Source organism: Achromobacter sp. HZ34 (assembly GCF_002209485.1).
Taxonomy (GTDB): Bacteria; Pseudomonadota; Gammaproteobacteria; order Burkholderiales; family Burkholderiaceae_B; genus Bordetella_C.
Window position 1 is genome coordinate 555,639 of the sequence record NZ_NJIX01000004.1, and the last position, 19,120, is coordinate 574,758.

The window sequence follows — 19,120 nt, forward strand, 5'->3', positions numbered from 1 at the left end:
CATTTCATATCGACCGAAGGAAAACAGCTCGATGGCCACTCCCCGACCGCGCGGCATGCGTGCCCAGCGCCCTGGCGCATTCGTCCCGGCCGCCGCCTGGCAGGCCCTGACCTTGACGACGCTGTTGGGAGCATGCGCCGCCGCGCAAGCCGCGCCATCGGCCGGCGTGGCCCCCGCAGCCCCCGTGGTGCCTGCGACCAGCACGGGGGCCCGCGCGTATGACATCGCGCCCGGCAGCCTGGGCGACACCCTGGCCCGTTATGCCGCTGCATCGGGCGTGCAGCTGGTATTCGATCCCGCCCTGCTGGCGGGCCGGCAGAGCCCCGGCTTGCACGGTTCCTTCGGCGTGCAAGCCGGCTTCGACCGCTTGCTGGGCGGCAGCGGCTGGCGGGCCGTCCCGCGCGGCGCGGCCGTGTATGACCTGCAAGCCGTGCCCGCCGGCGCGCCGGTGACCGAACTGGACGCCGTTACGGTCATCGGCAACGCGGATCAGCTGGCGCAGACGGAGGGGTCCAATTCCTACACCAGCCGGGCAGTGACGATAGGCAAGGGCGGCCAGACGCTGAAGGAGATTCCGCAGTCGGCTTCGGTCGTGACGCGCAAGCAACTGGACGACCAGAACCTGAACAATCTGTCGGACGCCATGCGCAACGTCACCGGTATCACCGTGGAGACCTTGAGCAGCGGCGGCAACATCTCCAATTTCATTTCGCGCGGCTATGCGCTGGACACCCTCATGGTGGATGGCATCAGCATGCCGGCCGGCGCGGGCAACCTGTCCACCGGTTTCGATCTCGCCATCTACGACCGCATCGAAGTATTGCGTGGGCCCAGCGGCCTGTACCAGGGCAGCGGCGAGCCCGGCGGCAGCATCAACCTGGTGCGCAAGCGTCCGCTGGATAAATTCGGCTTCAGCGCGCAGACCACGGTGGGATCGTGGGACTACTACCGCGCCGTCACGGACCTGAGCACGCCCTTCGACGATGCTGGCAAGGTGCGCGGCCGCTTCATCGCCGCCTATGAGCATCGGGGCTCTTTCATCGATCGTGTCGATGCCGAACATCCCACGCTATACGGTGTCATCGAAGCCGATTTGACGTCCGCTACGACGCTCACCGCCGGCATCACCTGGCAGCGTGACCACTCCAGGCCTTCGTTCGGCTTGCCGGCCTATGCGGACGGCAGCTTGCTGGATGTGAAGCGCTCCACCAACGTCAGCGCCCAGTGGAACCGCCTGACCGAGGAAACGACCGAGACCTTCGCCAACCTCGAACACCGCCTGGCCAATGGTGGGGCGATCAAGGCCAGCGTTTTTCATCGTGACACCGACACCCCGACCCGGTTGATGACCTGGGCGAACAAAGCGGTGGATCCCGCCACCGGCGATACCAGCGTCATCGGCTGGTCCTATCGCAACCACTGGCAGACCACCGGTACCGACGTCAACCTGAACCTGCCTTTCTCGGCTTTCGGACGCGAGCATTCGGTGCTGGTGGGCGCGGACTACACCTATACGCGCAAGGCGTTCAGCTATGGGGGCGGCACGACGTACGCCACCAATATCTACGATCCCGTGCGCAATATGCCGGATCCGGACTTCGACCGGGTCAATGGCAACGAGTCGCGCACGTCGCAGCTCGGTCTTTATACGCGCTTGAACTTCCAGGCCACGGACAACCTGAAGGTGATCGCCGGCACGCGGCTTTCGTGGTGGCGCAACGATGCTCGCAACAACAACACCTATTTCGACGACTTCAGCCAGAACACCGACCGTATCAGCGCGCACATCACGCCCTATACCGGCGTCGTCTACGACCTGACGCATGAGCTGTCCGCGTACGCCAGCTACACCAGCATCTTCCAGCCGCAGACCGATACCGACGCGCAAGGCAGTACCTTGAAGCCGCGCACCGGCAAGCAGTATGAGATCGGCTTGAAGGGCGAGTATCTGGATGGACGCTTGAATACGCACGCGGCCTTGTTCCGGATGGAGGACCGTAACCGGGCCATGGCGGATCCGGACGACCCCATGTTCTCGGTGGCGGCCGGCAAGGTGCGCAGTGAAGGCTTCGAAACCGAGGTCAGCGGGTCGCCCTTGCCGGGTTGGGATCTGGTGGCGGGGTATGCCTATACCCATACCAAATACCTGGATGCCGACGTCGGTTCGCAAGGCACGTCGTTCAGCTCGATCACGCCCCGCCACACGTTCAATCTGTGGACCAAGTATGCGTTCAGCCAGGAAGCCTTGCGCGGTTGGAGCGTGGGGGGTGGCGTTCGGGTGAACAGCGGCTTCTACGAAGAGGAGAATGGCACGCGGTGGAACCAGGGCACATACACCGTCGTGTCCGCGCAGGTCGGCTATCGCCATGACCGTCACCTGGATGGCACGCTGACGGTGAACAACCTGTTCGACCGCGTCTATTACGAGAAGCTGGGGGGCGCCTCGCGCCAGAACTACTACGGCGCGCCGCGTAGCGTGATGCTCAATCTTCGGTATCAGTATTGACGCCGCGGAGGCGGTGTCACTTCACCGTCTGGATGACCTCGAAGCCTTCGAATTCGGGGTGTCCCAGGTACAGCGACCGCGTGCCGCCGCCGGCATTGCGGTGGGCTGCCCGGAACGCCTCGGACTTGGTCCACCCCTCGAAAGCCGCGTGATTCGCCCATATCGTATGACTGGAATAGAGCACGTGATCGTCTTTCTGCGGGCCGCGCAGCAGATGAAATTCCACAAAGCCCGGCACGTCCTTCAGATGCGTATCGCGGTTCATCCATAGCTGCTCGAATTCCTGCTCGGATCCGGGGGCGACTTTGAAGCGGTTCATGGCGATGTACATGGGAGGTGTCCTTGGTTGAGGCTGGTACGCTACGTCACTGTACCTGACTCGGATTCTGGAAGCTTCAGGTGCCTTGACCTGAGTTCCCTCCGCCGTTGTCGGCTAGCGGTTGCCCAGGCCTTGTGGCTGCCGCGCTGCATCCAATCCGGTCCGGGCTACGTATAGGGGGAATGTGCAATGCGCGGAGCGCCTTATGTCCCCCAATTTTCTGCCCGGCCCGCGTGGCTGGGGCCGACTGCTCTTCCTTAGCGGCTTCCTGCCCGCGATGCTGACAGGTTGCTCGCCCCTTGCCTTCATCAATGGCGCGGTTCCTGGCGATGCCAGCAAGACGGTGAACGGCGTTGCGTATGGGCCCTTGCCGCGGCAGCGCCTGGACGTCTATGCGCCCATCGATGCCCGCGACGCACCCGTCGTCGTGTTTTTCTATGGTGGCGGCTGGCGCAGTGGGGAGCGAGCGGACTACCGCTTCGTGGGGGATGCCCTGGCTACGCATGGCATCGTGACGGTGGTGGCGGACTATCGCCTTTACCCCGAGGTCTCCTACCCCGGCTTCCTGCAGGACGCAGCGCAGGCCACCGCCTGGACCTTTGCGAACATCGCGCAGTATGGCGGTAATCCGGGCAGGCTGTTCGTTGCCGGGCATAGCGCGGGCGGCTACATCGCCGCCATGCTGGCTCTGGATCCACGCTGGCTGGACGGGGCGGGTGTCCGCAATGCCCGGCTGGCGGGCTGGGTCGGCATGGCGGGTCCCTACGATTTCCTGCCGATCACGGGTCGGGATCTACGACCGGTCTTCAATTATCCGGATACCCCGGCCGATACGCAGCCCATCGCCCACGCCGGCGGGGCGGGAGTGCCGGCGTTGCTGGTGACGGGAACGGCCGACACGACTGTGGATCCGGTGCGCAACACGGGGCATCTGGCACAGGCCCTGGAAGCTGCGGGTGCGTGCGTAAAGGTGATCCGCTATCCGGACATCGGCCACAAGCTATTGGTGGGCGCCTTGTCACGCCCCCTGCGCTGGCGCGCTCCGGTGCTGGACGACATCGTGTCTTTCATCGAGAACACACAGCCCTGCGCGACCCGCCCTTAGTTTTGGCCTGCAACGACGGCAACGCCGGCACTCCCGGCAACGCCGTCAACGTGGGCTCCTGCAACGGGCGCCCTATGGCGCGGGATGGGATGAGGGCAATATCGATCCGGGAATCAGGTGTTCGTCCCGCCTGCTCTCCGTGACGGCGCGATTGAACATGCGAGCCAATAATGCGCTCTTCCTGAAATAACGAGGTTTGTCCGCTGTTACGTCAAGTGCATCGCAAACGTGCTTCTTGATAGTCCTGATTTCGTCATCGAGATTTCGTTTGGCGCTGTAGAAGCTGCCACTGCAGACGAAGTCCGCAAAGAGGTCGACATAAGCGGGCCCGTCGTCAGCACGCCTTATATGTGCGCGGAAAAATTGTGCCAGTTTTCGGTCGGGGTGGCTGGTGCAATAGTGGTCTATCTCGCGCCACACTTTGGTTTGAAGTATCACGCGTGAGCCATCTGCGTGCACGCTTTCGAAGTTATATGCCTCGACAAATGCCGGGCCGAAGACCATGGTTACGGGGGGCGAGTGTCCCCGCGTTCCGCGTGCCTCGCCAGCAGGATGACGTCGCGGATTGACGCGATGGTAAAGCAGTCCTTTGGCGACGCCTCCGCGACTCAGAAAGCCGTCTTCCAAAAGCTGACGACAAATTCGGAAGACCATGAAAATCAATAGGCCTATTTCCTCCGCCTGTGGCCTGACCGATATCACGATGCAGTCCGAGAACGTATGGAGGCGTTCGTCGAAATCCGTAGGGTCCCAACCCAAATCGATCTCTGCAGCGAAAATTTCAGCCAGATCGTCATGGCAAACATCCAAGGCGTTGTGAATTCGACACTCGAGATCCACGTCTTCGACCGATCGCATGACAATATCCTTGAAGCCAAGGATATCTATGAAGGCGACTACGCGCTCGGAGTAGATTGTCAATCTGGGCGCCTCTGTACCAGGGGGGCTTGAGGCGGTAGTGTGAGGTGCGTCTGATATGTCCTCTGCTAGCCGAAGCCATCTGGCCCATGAGTTTTTCTTCGGCCAAATGAGGGATGGACTTGATGCTGGCAGGTCTTTTGTCTTCGAGGGGTTAGTCATGTCTGTGCGGTCCCTTTTCACTTTATGGTTGAAGCGCGGCCGAGAGTCGGACAGCCCGTCGTTCTTTCTCTTGAAAGTGGGCCTTGATCGATGCGTGCGAAATTTTTCCAGCCTCGATATGCTTCAGCCATACCTGTTCCCACGGCCCTCCGGGTTCCTGTGTGCGCGCGATAAGCTCCGCGGCACTGTAGTCTCCATACTCATCCACCACGACGTCTATCAGTTCAGCGGAATCCGAGTCTGCGGGAAGAGATGTCTGGCGTGTAAAAATCGGATGCGTCGCCGATAGCGGATTGCACGAGAAGGGTCTGTAGGTACGATAGAGCTTGGGCAGGACCGGGCCCAGCCTCCACGCCTCGAACCTTTGCTCCACGAGTGGTGCATCCAGGAAAGCAAGGTGCCAGCCATGGCAGAAATAGGCGAGTTTCTGGATAGACAAGTTCGTCACGGTTTTGCCCTTGGCTTCGATACGCCTGACGAGTTCGCTACCAAGTTGAAGGGGCTCGATTGACATGATGGTCTCCGTCTTGATGAGACACGCATCTCGCCGAGATGGTGTGTGCAAGCACACTACGCCAACGGCTTCGGGCTCTCAACGCTTCACGCGTGTTTCGGGCACGGTCGGCGGAAGATTTCTGTCACGGCGCTTTTACGCATTCGTGACAAACAGGCGCGCCGCGGACATGCAGCCGCCAGCGAATACCTTCAGACGCAGCGCTACACGGATTCGCAACTGGGATACAGTCTGCACATCTCAACCAACGATCGAGAACCGCGATGAACGAACTGCAATTGCGCGCGCAAGCTATCGCCAGCAAACTCAAGCAGCGTGGCCACACGCTAGGCACCGTGGAAAGTTCCGCGGGCGGTTTGATCGCCGCCAGCCTGCTATCCGTGCCGGGCGCGTCGGCTTACTTCATCGGCGGCGCCGTGGTCTATACGGCCCAGTCCCGCCATGCGCTGCTCGATCTGCCGTTGACGCTCCCGGACGGCATGCGATCGGCGACCGAAGCCTACGCCGCCTTTCTGGCCGAAGGCCTGCAACGCAAGCTGCAGACAACCTGGGTGCTGGCCGAAACCGGCGCCAGCGGACCGAGCGGCAACCGCTATGGCGACGCCGCCGGGCACGCCTGCCTGGCGGTACGCGGGCCGCAAGGGAAAACCATCACGGTTGAAACCGGTGACGCGGACCGGGGCCGCAATATGGAGGTCTTCGCATCCGCGGCTTTGGACCTCCTGGACAAAATGCTGGGGTAGTCGCCGGCGCTCATCCAGAGAGTCGCAGAGAGAAGACGCCATAGGCTTGCTTTGTGGTTCCCTGCCTTGACGTGCGTCAAAGCCGCCCGCGCGTTCGTGGTAGACAGTCTGAAAAAAGAGATGCCGATATAGACAGCCGCTTGCGGGCGCGAAACGGGATGGGACCGCCATGGACGACACCCTGGTGTGCATGCGAGTACAGGAGGAACTCGCCTCCGCTACCGGCTTGGGAAACGCGACACTCCAAGTACAAGTCGGAGACGGCATTGTATTGCTCACGGGTACCGTAGCTTCCTACGCCGAGAAGTGCCGCGCAACCCGCGCTGTTCGTCGAGTTGCGGGCGTTGTCGAGAGCATCCAGGAGATCCTGGTGCTTATCGAGAGTCCTGACGGAGTCAGTGATGAGTCGCTGCTGTGGCGGGTTGAGCGTTGCCTCGCTTGGGCAGCCGCTATCCCGGCTGGCGCAGTGAAAGTTTTCGTCAGGCGAGGCTGGGTCACGTTACGGGGTGTGGTGGACTGGAATTTCCAGAGGGAAGAATGTGAACGGATCGTCGGGCAGTTGGCTGGAGTCGTAGGGATCATAAATCTGTTGACTGTTCGGGCCCGTTTACGCGCCATCGATCCCATGCAGTCGACGACGGGCGCGCTGCGTCGGAATGCAGAGATCCGCAGTTCGGATATCGCTGTGATCCACACCTGCGGGAATGTCGTACTAACGGGAACCGTCAGAAACTGGTATGAGCGACGTGCCATCCGGCGTGTCGCCTGGTCGATCCCGGGAGTCACCTTGGTCCGAGATCGAATGCAGGTGCTGTGAACAGGATACACGGCGCGCGGGAAGCGGCTTGGCACGGCATGCCAGGGCGTGGCATGGAATGAACGCCGGAAATCACCAGGAGAAATTCATGATGAGCCACATTCTTATTCCCACCGATGGATCCGAGTGTGCGACCGCCGCCCTGGATCGGGCGGTATCCCTGGCCGCGCAGTTGCAGGCCAAAGTGACATTCCTGGTGGCTACCGAACCTTTTCGGCCACTATCCGCTGAATCCTCGCAGGGCGAGCGCGTCAAGGGCGAGTTTGTACAACATCAGAGTGAGCGCGCATATCGCATCCTCGAACGGGCCACGGCGGTGGCCGCACAGGCTGGTGTCACGAGTTCCGTGCGGCATGTCGAACATGGCCAGCCCTACGAGACGATCATAGAAACCGCTCGCCAAGGCGGTGTCGACATCATCGCGATGGGTTCATATGGCATGGGGGGTATACGGGCTGTCGTGCTTGGTAGCGTGACACAGAAAGTACTGACCCATTGCCACATTCCGGTACTGGTTTATCGCTAGTTTCAGGGCGCGGGCTTCCGATAGAGATGCAGCATCCGGCGCAGCTTCAGCGGGACGATCTGGATCTGCCCGACTACAGCGCAAGGCTGATGAAGATCTCACCCCTCTCGGCCGTCCCCGCTACAGTGAAGCCGCACCGGCGCGCCAAAGCCAGCATTGAAATGTTATCCCGCATGACCGTACCAGACAGGTAGCGCGTACCCTTGCTCCGACAAAAGTGGATCAACCGATCCAGCAACAGGGAGCCGAGTCCACACCCTTTGAGCTCCGACCGGACCATGATCGCAAACTCAGCGACCTCATTGTCCGGATCCGCGGCCGCTCGCGCTTCACCAAGGAGTTGCATGCTTGCGTCCGTATCATTCCGTACCGCCAGGAGCGCTATCTCCCTGTCGTAATCTAATTGGGCCATGCTGGCCAGGTCCCGATGCCGCAGTTGGCGAATCATCCCGAAAAAGCGGTGGCGGACATCGTCGGCAGCCATGGCCGCGAAGAATTCCTGATACAGGGCTTCGTCTTGTGCCCGCGCGGGCCGAATCGTCAGCGGTGAACCGCGCCATACCAATGTTTCCTGCAGATGGGAAGGATAAGGAAGAATGGCGAGGCGATCATTCGGCAAGCCGCTGTATGCCTGGACCTGGATGCGAGCGTCCATGGCGACAACGCCGTCAGCGTCGGCAAGCAGCGGATTAATGTCTACGCTCGCTATTTGCGGCACCTCGCACATCAGCTGGGACAGTGCGATGATGACGCGGCATATGGCGTCCTCGTCGGCGGCAGGTGTGTTCCGGTAGCCTAGCAGCAGCTGGTGAACGCGCGTACGCTGCAGCATGTCGCGCGCCAGGACGTCATTTAGCGGCACGATGCCGGCCGAGCGATCGGCCAGGACCTCGACCACCGCGCCTCCGTGGCCGGCCAGGACCACGGGCCCGAACACCGGGTCGACCGACGCTCCTATCAGAAGCTCGACCGCGCCAACGCGGCGCACCATCTTTTGCAGCAAGAATCCCTCGATGCGGGGTGAACCAGGCAGACAGGTGATTCGCTGGTGTATTGAAGCAACCGCAAGTCGTAGCTGGGCGGCATCCTCCAGGTTCAGGACAACGCCGCCGACGTCTGACTTGTGGAAGATCTCCTTGGAGTAGACCTTGAGAGCCAGTGGGTAACCCAGTTCCGTTGCCATTTCCACGGCCTCGTCTGCATCACGTACCAGTTTGGTATCGAGACAAGGGATCCCATAGGCACGCAGCACATCCATCGCGGCCAGGCCGGGAAGCAACCCAGGGCCCTCATGCAACCGTTGACGGATGTAAGTCTCAGTGGTGGCAGTGCGTGTTGCCGGCAGTACTGGATCGAGCTCAGGCGTCTGCATGAGCATGGCCTGGTTGCGCCTGTGCCAGACCGTATGCGTGAAAGCCTGGACAGCCTGTTCAGGCGTTTCATAAAAAGGTACGCGGGCACCCTCGCAGCGATGCCTTGCCGATTCCACGCTGGCGCCGCCCGGCCAGGCCGTGAATGCGGTTTTCGAGGAAGCCCTTATGGCCGGCACCAAGGCAAGGGCGACGTCCTCGCTTGGGACGATGGCGGTGGGCGCGTGCAGGAAGACCACTGCATCAGTGCTGGCGCTGGCCAGGATGGCACTCGCTACCTTCGCATAGCGGGCGGCAGTCGCATCGCCGACGATGTCTACGGGATTCCCATGGGACCAGGTAGGGGGCAGGATCGTGTCCAGCTCGCTCAACGTCGCGGAATCGAGCTCGGCCAATGCGCCGCCAGCCTCGATCAGGGCGTCCGTCGCCATCACCCCGATTCCACCGCCGTTGGTCACGATTGCCAGCCGTTCACCCCGAAGCGGCTTGGCGCGTGCGAGCGTCTGGACCGTCGCAAACAGTTCCTCCATCGTACGGACCCGCAGCATTCCGGCACGGCGAAGCGCGGCATCGTAGATGACGTCTGAGCCCGCCAAGGCGCCTGAATGTGTGAACACGGCGAGCGCGCCTTGTGCAGCACGTCCTGCCTTCACCACCACTACCAGTTTATTGCGCGCTGCGCGGCGTGCCGCTGACAGGAACTTCCGGCCGGCGGCGATCGCTTCCAAGTGCAGCAATATGGCATCTGCGTCGGCGCTCTGTGCCATGTAGTCCAGGAGGTCGCCCACATCCACATCGGCACTTTCGCCGAGAGTAATGAAGTAGGAGTAGCCAATCCCCCGGCTATTCGACCAATCCAATAGCGCGGTGGCCACGGCGCCCGACTGGGATATCAACGCCAGGCGGCCTGGCAAAGCCATGCTTTGAGCAAAGCTCGCATTCAGGCCGATCCCGGGCGCAAGTATTCCCAGGCAGTTTGGCCCCAGGATACGTAGCAGGTGAGGGCGCGCTGCTACGAGCATCGCTTCTCTGAGTGTTTGCCGGCCGGCAGAAGACCTGGACGACATGCCCGCGCTCAGCACGATGGCTGCCTTGGTTCCCACGGCGCCAAGTTGTTCGATCAGACGGGGAACGGTTTCAGCCGGTGTGCAGATGACGGCCAGATCTGCTCCCGTCGGGATTTCGGTGACGTTGCGATAGCACGGCAACGTTGCGACGCGCGGGTATTTCGGATTCACGGCAAGGATCTGCCCCGTGAAGCCGCCGCCCAGCATATTTTTAAGCACTTGCGTGCCTACGGCATAGGCGCGCTCTGATGCGCCGATGACTACGACGGATTGAGGATGGAGCAAGGAATCGAGGTTACGCATGCTCATGATCTATTCGTTTCAATTGCCAGGTCGGCGCTGTAACGACCGTCCGAGCAGGGGCTCGCTACCCATGCGCTTCTTCATCAATGATGGGGCGTAAGCCGCGCGTGACGGTTGACGGAAATCAACATGCATAGCGCAGTCGCGTGATAGGTTGCTCCGGAACAGCGCATGGGCAAGCTCGGATAGCCCTTGCGGCTGAGCGCGCCAGATATGCTCGTCATGGTGCTCCCGGGCTTTTCTCGCGCTGAGTTGCCATCGCCCGCAAGCGCTACGAAGGTTCTATTGCCCATATTTTTCGAGCTCTGCAGGCATGGTTGGGTCCGCGCGATAGACCGTCAGACCCTTGAGGCCCTCTTTCCACGCCTGATGGAAGACAGAACCGACCTCCTAGAGAGTCTGCCGCATGGGGCAGTCGATTCCACAGGTGCTACGCTGCATTCTCGGCACGAACCGCTGTTGTATCGCCGTCAGGCGTGCGGATGTGCTGCTGCGACATCTGCCATGCATACGCTGGTTCTACGCCAGGAGAGCACCCGGCTTTCTGCCAGCAGCTCAAGGTGACTCTCACCCACCAAGGGCTGGATCATGGGATAGGCCGCCTCATATACGCTCATCGAATCTTGCACATGTATGCCGACCAATTCGGCATCGTGAGCCTTTGCGAGCGCAGTGGCCGCGGGCATGGTCACTTCTGCACGAGGGTGTCAGGGGCAGGGGGCGTCTGTCGAAAGCGCGCACATGTAGACCGGCACCTTGATGAACTGTCCGCCCTTCAATGACAGCCCGTTTACCAGCCCTCGCGGTGTCAGGATAAGCGTCGGGATGTGGTCTGGAGGTTCGTTGGCACGGTGCAACGCAGCGGGGTTGCTGGTCACCGCGAGTGTCCCGTTCAACCCGTCCGCCCAGATAAGGCCGCTGCGGAAGTTAAAAAGCGAGTCCTTGGAAAGGAAGATCAGGAAAACCGCCTTGCCATCCAGGCCCGCATAAGCGGCTGTTGGACCTACGACAACGTTGTAGTATGTATGCCGCCCCGCTGCTTCACGCATGACGCCTCGCCCGTAAGCGACACCCAGGACGTCGCCACTCGCATGCATGCGCGGAATGATGAGCAGCCCGGCTGCAGCATCCATCACATTCCGGGCTTCGGGAACACGGTTATAAAGCCTCTTCAGCGTCGCATCGGATGCCCCCTCTACTTGTTGCAGTATGGAGGGAGAGACAAGCGTCGGGGGCTCTTCGGCGGCGACACGCGTACATGATGTGACTGAAGCGATCGAAACTGCGCTGTACAGAGCGAGAGCAGCTGATTTGTTCATGGCAACTCCTCGGGCGCTTGGCAGGTGGTCAGTCTGCTGGTCTTGAGCGTCCAGAGACAATACGCCTGAACAGGCTCGTCACCATTTGACTGGCGTCAAGCCTATGGGCAGCAATCGGTGTGGCACTAGCACCAGCCACCCGCAGGTTCCAATGCGCGGCGCATCACCCCCGCATCAACGTCACTCTCATGCCGTTGCCGAAGGCATCCGGACCGTGACCGGGCTGCGTTTCTCGCTTGCTGTACCGAAGGACCAGTCCATGGTTCTGGGCGATCCGCATGGCAATGGAAACACCGAGTCCGCTGCCCGCCTCTTGATTTCCAGCGGCACGAAAAAATCGATCACCGAGGCGAGGCAACAGATCGGCGTCTATGCCTTCCCCTTGGTCGTCGACAAAAATCCGGGTGGGTGTCAGTACCACGCGGACTCGCCCTCCGCATGGTCCATAACGGATTGCGTTATCGAGCAGATTCCGTAAAAGGATTGCCAGAGCGTCGGTGTCGCCTGCAATCGGAAGCGGTGCCTGAGACTTGTCCGGCCATTCGACGTCGATATCGACGTCCCTCCGGTTCGAGAGCCACAGGCAATCGCTCACCGCCTGATCGATAATTGTTCTCCAGTTGACCTGATGGCCGAAGTTCGCCCGCGTCGTGGAGTCGAGACGAGCCATGGTCAAGAGCTGGGAAACGAGCCTGTCCAGGCGTTCCAGTCCCCGGGTTACCCTTTCCTCGGATTCTCGTTTTACATCTCCATCATCAGCGCGCTGGAGCACTTCCCACTGCGCGCGCAGCGCCGCCAAAGGCGTTCGCAGTTCGTGTGCAGCGTCGGCGGTGAGGCGGCGCTCCTGATCGATCAGGCGGCCAACACGGCGCAGCAGTCCATTCATGGCACGCAGCAATGCACGCAATTCACCAGGGGCATCTTCCTCCGGCAAAGGTGTCTGGTCATCCGGGCTGCGCCGTTCCAGGCCAGAGGATATCTGCGTCATCGGACGAAGCGCGCGGCGTACCGAGTAATAGAGCAGGGCCAGCAATATCGGCAGTCCGATCAGCCAAGGCACGATCTGGCTGATGACGTAGGCAAGTATGAGTTCGTCCCGTTCCCCCATGCGCTGGCCTACGGCCAGGGAGATGCCGCTCTTCTCATCGTGCACATAATAGAGACGCCAGGGAGCGCCGTTTATCACGCTATCCACAAAACCGTCGCGATCTCCGCCGCGTGGGAATTGTCCTGCGACAGGATCGACGACCAGGGGTTCGCCGGACGCGCGCCAGATCGTCAACGCCACGTTATCCAGCCCGGCATTGCCGAGATCGCCTTTGGGCTCAATGACGAGCGGTGCCGCTTGGGCGGCGTCAGAATGGGGAAGCAGCGCGGCCACGGCTATCGTCTGTCCGGCGAGCCTCACCATGTCAGTATCGTAAAGCTCGTTGATCTCGTGGTGCGCGCGCCAATAGGTGGCTGCGATCGTCAACATCCACGCGAGGGGCGCAGCCAGCAGTACCGCGATGATGAGTCTTCGCTGCAGCGTCATGAGAGATTGTCCAGCTGGCCCAAGGCATATCCGGATCCGCGCAACGTACGTATCAACTTGGGGTGGATCTTCTTACGCAAGTGATGCACGTAGACTTCCAGCGCATTGCTTTCGATATCTCCGTCCCAGTCATAGAGCTTGTCGCGGATGAACTCGCGCGTCAGGACTCGATTGGGGTGCGTCAGAAAGACTTCCAATAGCAAGGCCTCTCGAACCGTCACATCGATCGGCTTGCCATGCCAGCGCACCTCGTGGGAGGACGGTTGATATTCAAGCTGGCCATGCCGCCAGACCGGCTCGGGTTTGCCGGCGCCGCGCCGGGTAACGGCCCGTAGCCGTGCCGCCAGTTCATCGAGCGTGATCGGCTTGATCAGGTAATCATCCGCGCCTGCGTCCAGTCCCGCGATCCTGCTTTCGACTGCATCGCGCGCGGTGAGAATGACAACTGGAAGCGTTCTTCCTGCGCTGCGCCAGCGCTTTAGCACCGCTATTCCGTCCTCGCCCGGCAGGCCCAGATCCAGGACCACGGCATCGTAATGCACGACTGCCATCGCCCGGTCTCCCTCCGCTGCGCTACCGAACCAATCTACCGCATAGCCTAGCAGCCGCAGTCCCTTCTTCAACCCATCGCCGATCTGCGGGTCATCCTCGATGATGAGAATTCTCATTCACGGTTCCTGTGTGCGCGTAGCAGTCCTCATGTCCCCTGTCCGCTTAATGTGCGGTTAAGGTTCGGCGCCTATTCTGCGGCCCATCGACAAAAGGATCAAACCAATGTTTCGATTGGATCATCATATGCCGCGATTCAGGACAGGCATAGGCAGCTCGGAATTGGTCACGGGAGCGCACCCCACGCCCCATTTTTCCCTGCATATTCATTCCGGCACGGACGTGGCCCGGGGCCGCGTGGAAACCTACATTCGGGATAGATACCGGGCGCGTTTCGGCGCCCACATTACCGCGTGGATGCCGACGCTGGTCAGCCTGCAGGCGGATGGCGAAATCCTGGCCGCCGCCGGCTATCGGCCGGCCACCGAGGTGCTGTTCCTCGAGCGATACCTGGCAGCGCCCGTGGAGCAGTACATGGCGGAGCAGGGGATTTCCGTATCCAGGAAACGCGTGGTGGAGGCAGGGCAATTCGCCTCGGTACGTCCGGGCGCCGGGCGCTTGCTCGTCCCTTACCTGGCGAAGCATCTTCACGACGCCGGATTTGAATGGAGCGTCTGCACCTTGACCGGCGAGCTGCATCATCTGTTTTCGCGCATGGGTTTGGCGCATCAGCCCTTGTCGCTCGCACGACCGGATCTGCTCGATGCCCGCGAGAAAGCGCAGTGGGGCACGTATTATGACCATGCGCCTCAGGTATTCGCCGGTCGGCTCGCCTGTATCGTGTCGCGCTTCCAGGAGAGCGAGGCATGAACGTCGCCGAATTCTTCGCTCGGATCGCCGCCACCGACCGGCAGGCCGATGTTGCCTTGGTCGAAGAGGGCAGGACGCGCTCCTACGCCGATTTGCTTGCGCACGTGAACAGCCTTGCCGAAGCGCTGCTCGCGTTGCGCTCGCGCACTATTGCGTCGATCCTGGACAATGGCGCGGACTGGGTGGCACTCGATCTGGCCTGCCTCATGGCGGGCATCGTCCACGTTCCAATTCCGGTTTTTTTTTCGCCGCAACAATTGGCCTTCGTGCTCGAACAGGTCGGCGCGGACACTGTGGTGTGCGACGCCCTGACGGCGCAGCCTCTTGCTGCCCTCGGATTCTCGGCCAAGCCGTCTTCCGGGCTGGGCAATGCACAGCTGCTGCGGCGGTCGGTGGCTGCTGTAGGTATTCATCAAGGAACGCAGAAGATAACGTTCACGTCCGGCACCACGGGCATGCCGAAGGGCGTATGCCTGGGCTCAACGCAGTTGTTGACGGTTGCAGAGGAGCTTGCCGCAGCGCTTGATCCGCTAGGCTTGTCGCGGCATATGAACGCCTTGCCGCTGCCGATCCTGCTGGAGAATATCGCCGGGATATACGCGCCATTGCTCATGGGGGCCACGGTGTCGGTCTTGCCATTGCAGGCCGTTGGACTGCGCGGCTCCTCGACTTTCGATCCGCGCGCTTTTCATCTCGCCCTGGACGGCAGCGCTGCCCACAGCGTCATCATGTTGCCGCAAATGCTGCGCGTTTACGGCGAATGGCTCGACATGACCACGACGCCGCCCCCGGCAAGCCTGCGCTTCATGCCGGTAGGAGGGGCGGCGGTGGGTGCCGCGCTGCTGGCCAAGGCCAGGAAAATCGGTTTGCCCGCCTACGAAGGATATGGGCTGTCTGAAGGCGCATCTGTACAGACACTGAACCTGCCTGATGCCGATCTGCCAGGCTCCGCTGGCAGGGCGTTGCCGCACTCCCATCTGCGTGTCGCCGAGGACGGCGAGGTCATGGTAAGTGGCACGGTCGCCCTGGGATATCTGGGTCAGCCCCCTGTCGGGGATGCGTGGTTCGCTACGGGTGACCTTGGAAATATCGATGCAGCTGGCTTTCTGCATATCCTGGGCCGCAAGAAGAACGTCTTGATTACCAGCTTTGGCCGCAACGTATCGCCGGAATGGGTCGAACTGCGGTTGACTGGCTCGCCGTGCATTCACCACGCCGTCGTGTTCGGTGAGGCTCAGCCATCGCTGGGCGCCGTGGTCTGGCCGGCTCCCGGTGCCACGGACATCGAGGTGCAAAGCGCCATCGATGAGGCCAACGCCGCGCTGCCCGACTATGCACGCATCGGTAACTGGATGCGCGCGCGCGCGCCGTTTTCGGCGGACGCGGAGTTGGCGACCGCGAATGGGCGGCCGCGCCGTGACCGCATTTTTTCCCTGCATCATGATCTGTTCGGCGGCGAGCGTCGCGCCGCCCTGCAGTGACCAACATTCACTCGACTACAACGCCATGACATTCTTCGCTCAATTGCTCACCCGCACGGCGGAAGACCGCGACAGGCTTATCCAGACACCTGTCATCCAGGACTGCCTGCGTGGTGATGTGACCCTGCCGGCATACAAAGCCTTCCTGCAAGAAGCCTATCACCATGTACGGCATACGGTGCCGCTGCTGCATGCTTGCCGTGCCGCCCTGCCAATACGCCTGGCGTGGTTGCATCCGGCGTTGGATGAGTACATCGACGAGGAAGCGGGGCACGACTCGTGGATCCTGGCTGATCTGGCCGCGCTTGGGCATGAAGCCGAGGCGGTTCGCGCCGCGGGTCCGGGTCCGGAGACGGAGGTCATGGTGGCATATGCCTATGACACCATCGCACGGGGGAATCCTGTCGGCTTTTTCGGCATGGTCCACGTTCTGGAAGGGACCAGTGTGGCGCTGGCGCTCAATGCTGCCGACCGGATCCAGCGCACATTGGCATTGCCGGACAATGCATTCAGTTATTTGCGGTCGCACGGGAACCTGGACAAGCTGCACACAGCGCACTTTGCCGAGTTGATGGACACGCTGGACGCTCCATCGGATCAGGAAGCCGTCGTTCACGCCGCCAGGATGTTCTACCGTCTGTACGGTGCCATCTTTCGCGGACTGCCCCGCAACGGCATGGAAAGGAGCGATGCATGAACCTGTCGAAGGCATCTGTGTTGCTCACCGGCGCATCAGGGGGCCTGGGCAGTGCAATCGCCCGGCGATTGCATGCGGAAGGGTCGCGCCTGCTGCTGGTAGGCCGCAGCGCGGACGCGCTCGTCGCCTTGGCGAACACGCTCAGCATCGATCCTCATGACCGTGCGTCCGTGGACATACTCGCGGTCGATATTACGACAGGGCATGGGCGGGCAGCCGTGATCGATGCCGCGCAGGCCCGGTGCGTCGACGTCCTGATCAACAACGCCGCCGTACCGGCGTTTGGCGCGGCGGAGCAGATAAGCCCGGAACGTGCGCAACTGGTGGTCGAGACGAACATTCTGGCACCGATGCTGCTGACTGGGGCCTTGGTGCCTGAACTGAGGTCGATGCCGGAGGCTGCCATATTGAATATCGGCTCCATTCTCGGCAGCCTGGGCGTTCCCGGATTCTCAGTCTATGGTGCGAGCAAGGCGGCGCTACGCGTCTACACCGAAGCTTTGCGGCGTGAGCTCGCGGACACCCGACTACGGGTTCAGTATTACGCCCCACGCGCCATCGATACGCCTTTCAATTCGGCGGAGGTTCGCTCCTTCAATGCTGCCACGGGCTCGGCAACGGACACGCCCGACGTCGTCGCCCAATGCGTCGTTCGTTTGCTGAAGAAAGGGGAGGCACAACGCTACGCGGGCGCGTTCGAAGCCCTGGCGGTTCGTTTGAATGCCCTCTTTCCTCGGCTGCTGGATAGCGCCTTCGCCAAACACCGCCGCGCATTGGATGCCGTGCGGCAACCCAATGGAGTTTCCTCATGAATCGTCGTTTGTTCTTGCAAGCCACCGCAGCCGCCGCCTTGATTTCAGGCTGTGCCCGGTGGGGACTGTCTTCCGCGGTCGCCGCGCCCGCGGACTTGGACAGGGGTATCGCGGGTCTTCAGTCCGCCTGGGCAGAGATCCAGTATGAGACGCCCCAGGACAAGCGGGCGGCCGCGTTCGAGGAACTTTCGGCGAAGGCGCACGACCTGACCACGAAATATCCGACGCGGGCGGAGCCGCACATCTGGGAGGGCATCATCCTGAGTTCGTGGGCGGGGGCCAAGGGCGGACTGGGTGCATTGAGCATCGCCAAGCGGGCGAAGAAAGAATACGAGACCGCGATCGATATCGACAGCAATGCATTGGATGGGTCTGCATTGAACAGTCTCGGCGTCCTGTACTACAAGGTGCCAGGCTGGCCGGTCGGCTTCGGCGACAATCATCAGGCGGAGTATTACCTCAAGCAGGCCCTGGCCATCAATCCGGCGGGGATCGATCCGAACTACTTCTACGCTGACTATCTGGTCTATCGCAATCACAAGCAGGAAGCTGTCCCTTATCTGGAAAAGGCCCTGCAGGCACCGGCACGGCCAGGCCGGGAAACCGCCGACAAAGGCAGGAGAATGGATATAGAGCGGTTGCTTGCGGAGATCCGCAACTGACGTGTCGCCTGCAGTCGCCCTGAGCGGGCGGCAGGCGCCTCAGGCCTTACCGGCCGCCGTGACCTCCGCGGGCGGGTTTCATTACTCGGCCCGCGCCGTTGAAGCGCTTCCAGCGTTTACGACACCGTGATCCGGTCTTCGACGGCCATGACGCCGGGTGCCGACCACGCTGCGCGCTCCACTGCGGCGCGTTCGCGCCAACTGCCGACTGCACCTTCCAGGACAGCGCGGCTGCCGTCTATGGTTACGCGTACCTTTCTTGCGTTCAACTCGGCATTGCGGCGTAATGCCTCCTCGATGACTTTATGCACATCGCCGGCCACTGCGGTGGGCTTGATCCGAATCTGATTGGTGATCCCTGTCACGCCGTGGAGCCGTTGAACGGCGGTCTCGGCGTTGAAGCGCTGGTAGCCTGAGGAGACCGCACCGGTCAGGGTGACCCAGCCTTTTTGTACTTGTACTTGGACGGCTCCGCCGGGCACGCCTGCATACCAGGCGAGGATATTCAGCGCGCGTTCGGCGATCTGATCGTCCGCGGCCCGTTTATCGTTCGGATAGCGTACCTGCAGCTCCTCGGCGATGCCACGCACGCCCCGTACCCGCCCGACCGCACGCTCGGTAGCCATTTTTTCAAGATAGCTGCCCACGTGACCACTCAACGTTACGATTCCCCGGTCTACCGCGACACCTATATGCGCGGCGTTCACGCCGGGCTCAAAGTTCAATTCATCGGTTACGTCCTGCTGCAGAGTTTTGTCGTCCATGATGACACGCTCCTTTCGTCTGGCGGACAAGGAAGAATTCGCCCGCTCCCCACCATCCTGTACCGAACAGGCAAGGCGCCAT

The 19,120-nt window shown here is 61.6% G+C and carries 18 protein-coding genes; 10 read left to right on the forward strand and 8 right to left on the reverse strand.

The window, feature by feature from the left end; genetic code table 11:
- Positions 1–31 precede the first annotated feature (31 nt).
- The gene (locus CEY05_RS18985; protein ID WP_233161593.1) at positions 32–2,506 is read left to right on the forward strand and encodes a TonB-dependent receptor; all 2,475 of its coding nucleotides are present in this window, start codon (positions 32–34) and stop codon (positions 2,504–2,506) included.
- Between the two features lie 16 nt (positions 2,507–2,522).
- Here the strand turns inward: CEY05_RS18985 and CEY05_RS18990 are convergent, their stop codons facing one another.
- Positions 2,523–2,837, reverse strand: a complete 315-nt coding sequence (locus CEY05_RS18990) for an antibiotic biosynthesis monooxygenase (protein WP_088597039.1) — start codon at positions 2,835–2,837, stop codon at positions 2,523–2,525.
- Positions 2,838–3,030: 193 nt separating this feature from the next.
- Between CEY05_RS18990 and CEY05_RS18995 the strand changes: the two genes are divergently transcribed.
- On the forward strand, positions 3,031–3,930 hold the full coding sequence (locus tag CEY05_RS18995; protein ID WP_088597040.1) for an alpha/beta hydrolase: 900 nt from the start codon (positions 3,031–3,033) through the stop codon (positions 3,928–3,930).
- Positions 3,931–4,002: 72 nt separating this feature from the next.
- Here CEY05_RS18995 and CEY05_RS19000 read toward each other — a convergent pair whose 3' ends face one another.
- The gene (locus CEY05_RS19000) at positions 4,003–4,851 is read right to left on the reverse strand and encodes a hypothetical protein (RefSeq protein WP_233161594.1); all 849 of its coding nucleotides are present in this window, start codon (positions 4,849–4,851) and stop codon (positions 4,003–4,005) included.
- Between the two features lie 181 nt (positions 4,852–5,032).
- Positions 5,033–5,524: a Panacea domain-containing protein gene (locus CEY05_RS19005; protein WP_088597041.1), complete on the reverse strand. Its 492-nt coding sequence runs from the start codon at positions 5,522–5,524 to the stop codon at positions 5,033–5,035.
- A 263-nt stretch (positions 5,525–5,787) separates the two neighbouring features.
- Here CEY05_RS19005 and CEY05_RS19010 point away from each other — a divergent pair, with 263 nt between their 5' ends.
- From CEY05_RS19010 to CEY05_RS19020, 3 genes are all read left to right on the forward strand, one after another.
- A complete protein-coding gene (locus tag CEY05_RS19010; RefSeq protein WP_088597042.1) occupies positions 5,788–6,267 on the forward strand; it encodes a CinA family protein in 480 nt (159 codons plus the stop codon).
- Positions 6,268–6,436: 169 nt separating this feature from the next.
- A complete protein-coding gene (locus CEY05_RS19015; RefSeq protein WP_088597043.1) occupies positions 6,437–7,084 on the forward strand; it encodes a BON domain-containing protein in 648 nt (215 codons plus the stop codon).
- A gap of 88 nt (positions 7,085–7,172) precedes the next feature.
- Positions 7,173–7,610 carry a universal stress protein gene (locus CEY05_RS19020; RefSeq protein ID WP_158219358.1) on the forward strand — a complete coding sequence of 146 codons (438 nt, stop codon included), beginning with the start codon at positions 7,173–7,175 and terminating at the stop codon, positions 7,608–7,610.
- 73 nt (positions 7,611–7,683) lie between these two features.
- Here the strand turns inward: CEY05_RS19020 and CEY05_RS19025 are convergent, their stop codons facing one another.
- The 4 genes from CEY05_RS19025 to CEY05_RS19045 all read right to left on the reverse strand — a co-directional run bounded on the left by CEY05_RS19025 (position 7,684) and on the right by CEY05_RS19045 (position 13,871).
- The gene (locus CEY05_RS19025) at positions 7,684–10,356 is read right to left on the reverse strand and encodes a bifunctional acetate--CoA ligase family protein/GNAT family N-acetyltransferase (RefSeq protein WP_088597045.1); all 2,673 of its coding nucleotides are present in this window, start codon (positions 10,354–10,356) and stop codon (positions 7,684–7,686) included.
- A gap of 701 nt (positions 10,357–11,057) precedes the next feature.
- Positions 11,058–11,669 carry a hypothetical protein gene (locus CEY05_RS19035; RefSeq protein ID WP_143220503.1) on the reverse strand — a complete coding sequence of 204 codons (612 nt, stop codon included), beginning with the start codon at positions 11,667–11,669 and terminating at the stop codon, positions 11,058–11,060.
- Between the two features lie 163 nt (positions 11,670–11,832).
- Positions 11,833–13,203 (reverse strand): ATP-binding protein, encoded by a 1,371-nt coding sequence (locus tag CEY05_RS19040; protein WP_088597048.1) that lies wholly within the window; start codon positions 13,201–13,203, stop codon positions 11,833–11,835.
- Positions 13,200–13,871 carry a response regulator gene (locus CEY05_RS19045; protein ID WP_088597049.1) on the reverse strand — a complete coding sequence of 224 codons (672 nt, stop codon included), beginning with the start codon at positions 13,869–13,871 and terminating at the stop codon, positions 13,200–13,202. The genes CEY05_RS19040 and CEY05_RS19045 overlap by 4 nt, the downstream gene beginning before the upstream one ends.
- A gap of 127 nt (positions 13,872–13,998) precedes the next feature.
- Here CEY05_RS19045 and CEY05_RS19050 point away from each other — a divergent pair, with 127 nt between their 5' ends.
- Genes CEY05_RS19050 through CEY05_RS19070 form a run of 5 tightly spaced genes read left to right on the forward strand, consistent with a single transcriptional unit; the run spans position 13,999 to position 18,274 of the window.
- Entirely contained in the window at positions 13,999–14,622 is a 624-nt protein-coding gene (locus CEY05_RS19050; protein ID WP_088597050.1) for a thermostable hemolysin, read from the forward strand.
- Positions 14,619–16,103, forward strand: a complete 1,485-nt coding sequence (locus CEY05_RS19055) for an AMP-binding protein (RefSeq protein ID WP_088597051.1) — start codon at positions 14,619–14,621, stop codon at positions 16,101–16,103. The genes CEY05_RS19050 and CEY05_RS19055 overlap by 4 nt, the downstream gene beginning before the upstream one ends.
- Positions 16,104–16,128: 25 nt before the next feature.
- Complete coding sequence (locus tag CEY05_RS19060; RefSeq protein WP_088597671.1) at positions 16,129–16,800, forward strand: TenA family transcriptional regulator; 672 nt, start codon at positions 16,129–16,131, stop codon at positions 16,798–16,800.
- Complete coding sequence (locus CEY05_RS19065; protein WP_088597052.1) at positions 16,797–17,612, forward strand: SDR family oxidoreductase; 816 nt, start codon at positions 16,797–16,799, stop codon at positions 17,610–17,612. The genes CEY05_RS19060 and CEY05_RS19065 overlap by 4 nt, the downstream gene beginning before the upstream one ends.
- Positions 17,609–18,274, forward strand: coding sequence for a hypothetical protein (locus tag CEY05_RS19070; protein ID WP_088597053.1), 666 nt, complete (start codon positions 17,609–17,611; stop codon positions 18,272–18,274). The genes CEY05_RS19065 and CEY05_RS19070 overlap by 4 nt, the downstream gene beginning before the upstream one ends.
- A 116-nt stretch (positions 18,275–18,390) precedes the next feature.
- On the opposite strand, the gene CEY05_RS19075 is transcribed toward CEY05_RS19070, so the two are convergent.
- Positions 18,391–19,038, reverse strand: coding sequence for a BON domain-containing protein (locus CEY05_RS19075; RefSeq protein WP_088597054.1), 648 nt, complete (start codon positions 19,036–19,038; stop codon positions 18,391–18,393).
- Positions 19,039–19,120: the final 82 nt, after the last annotated feature.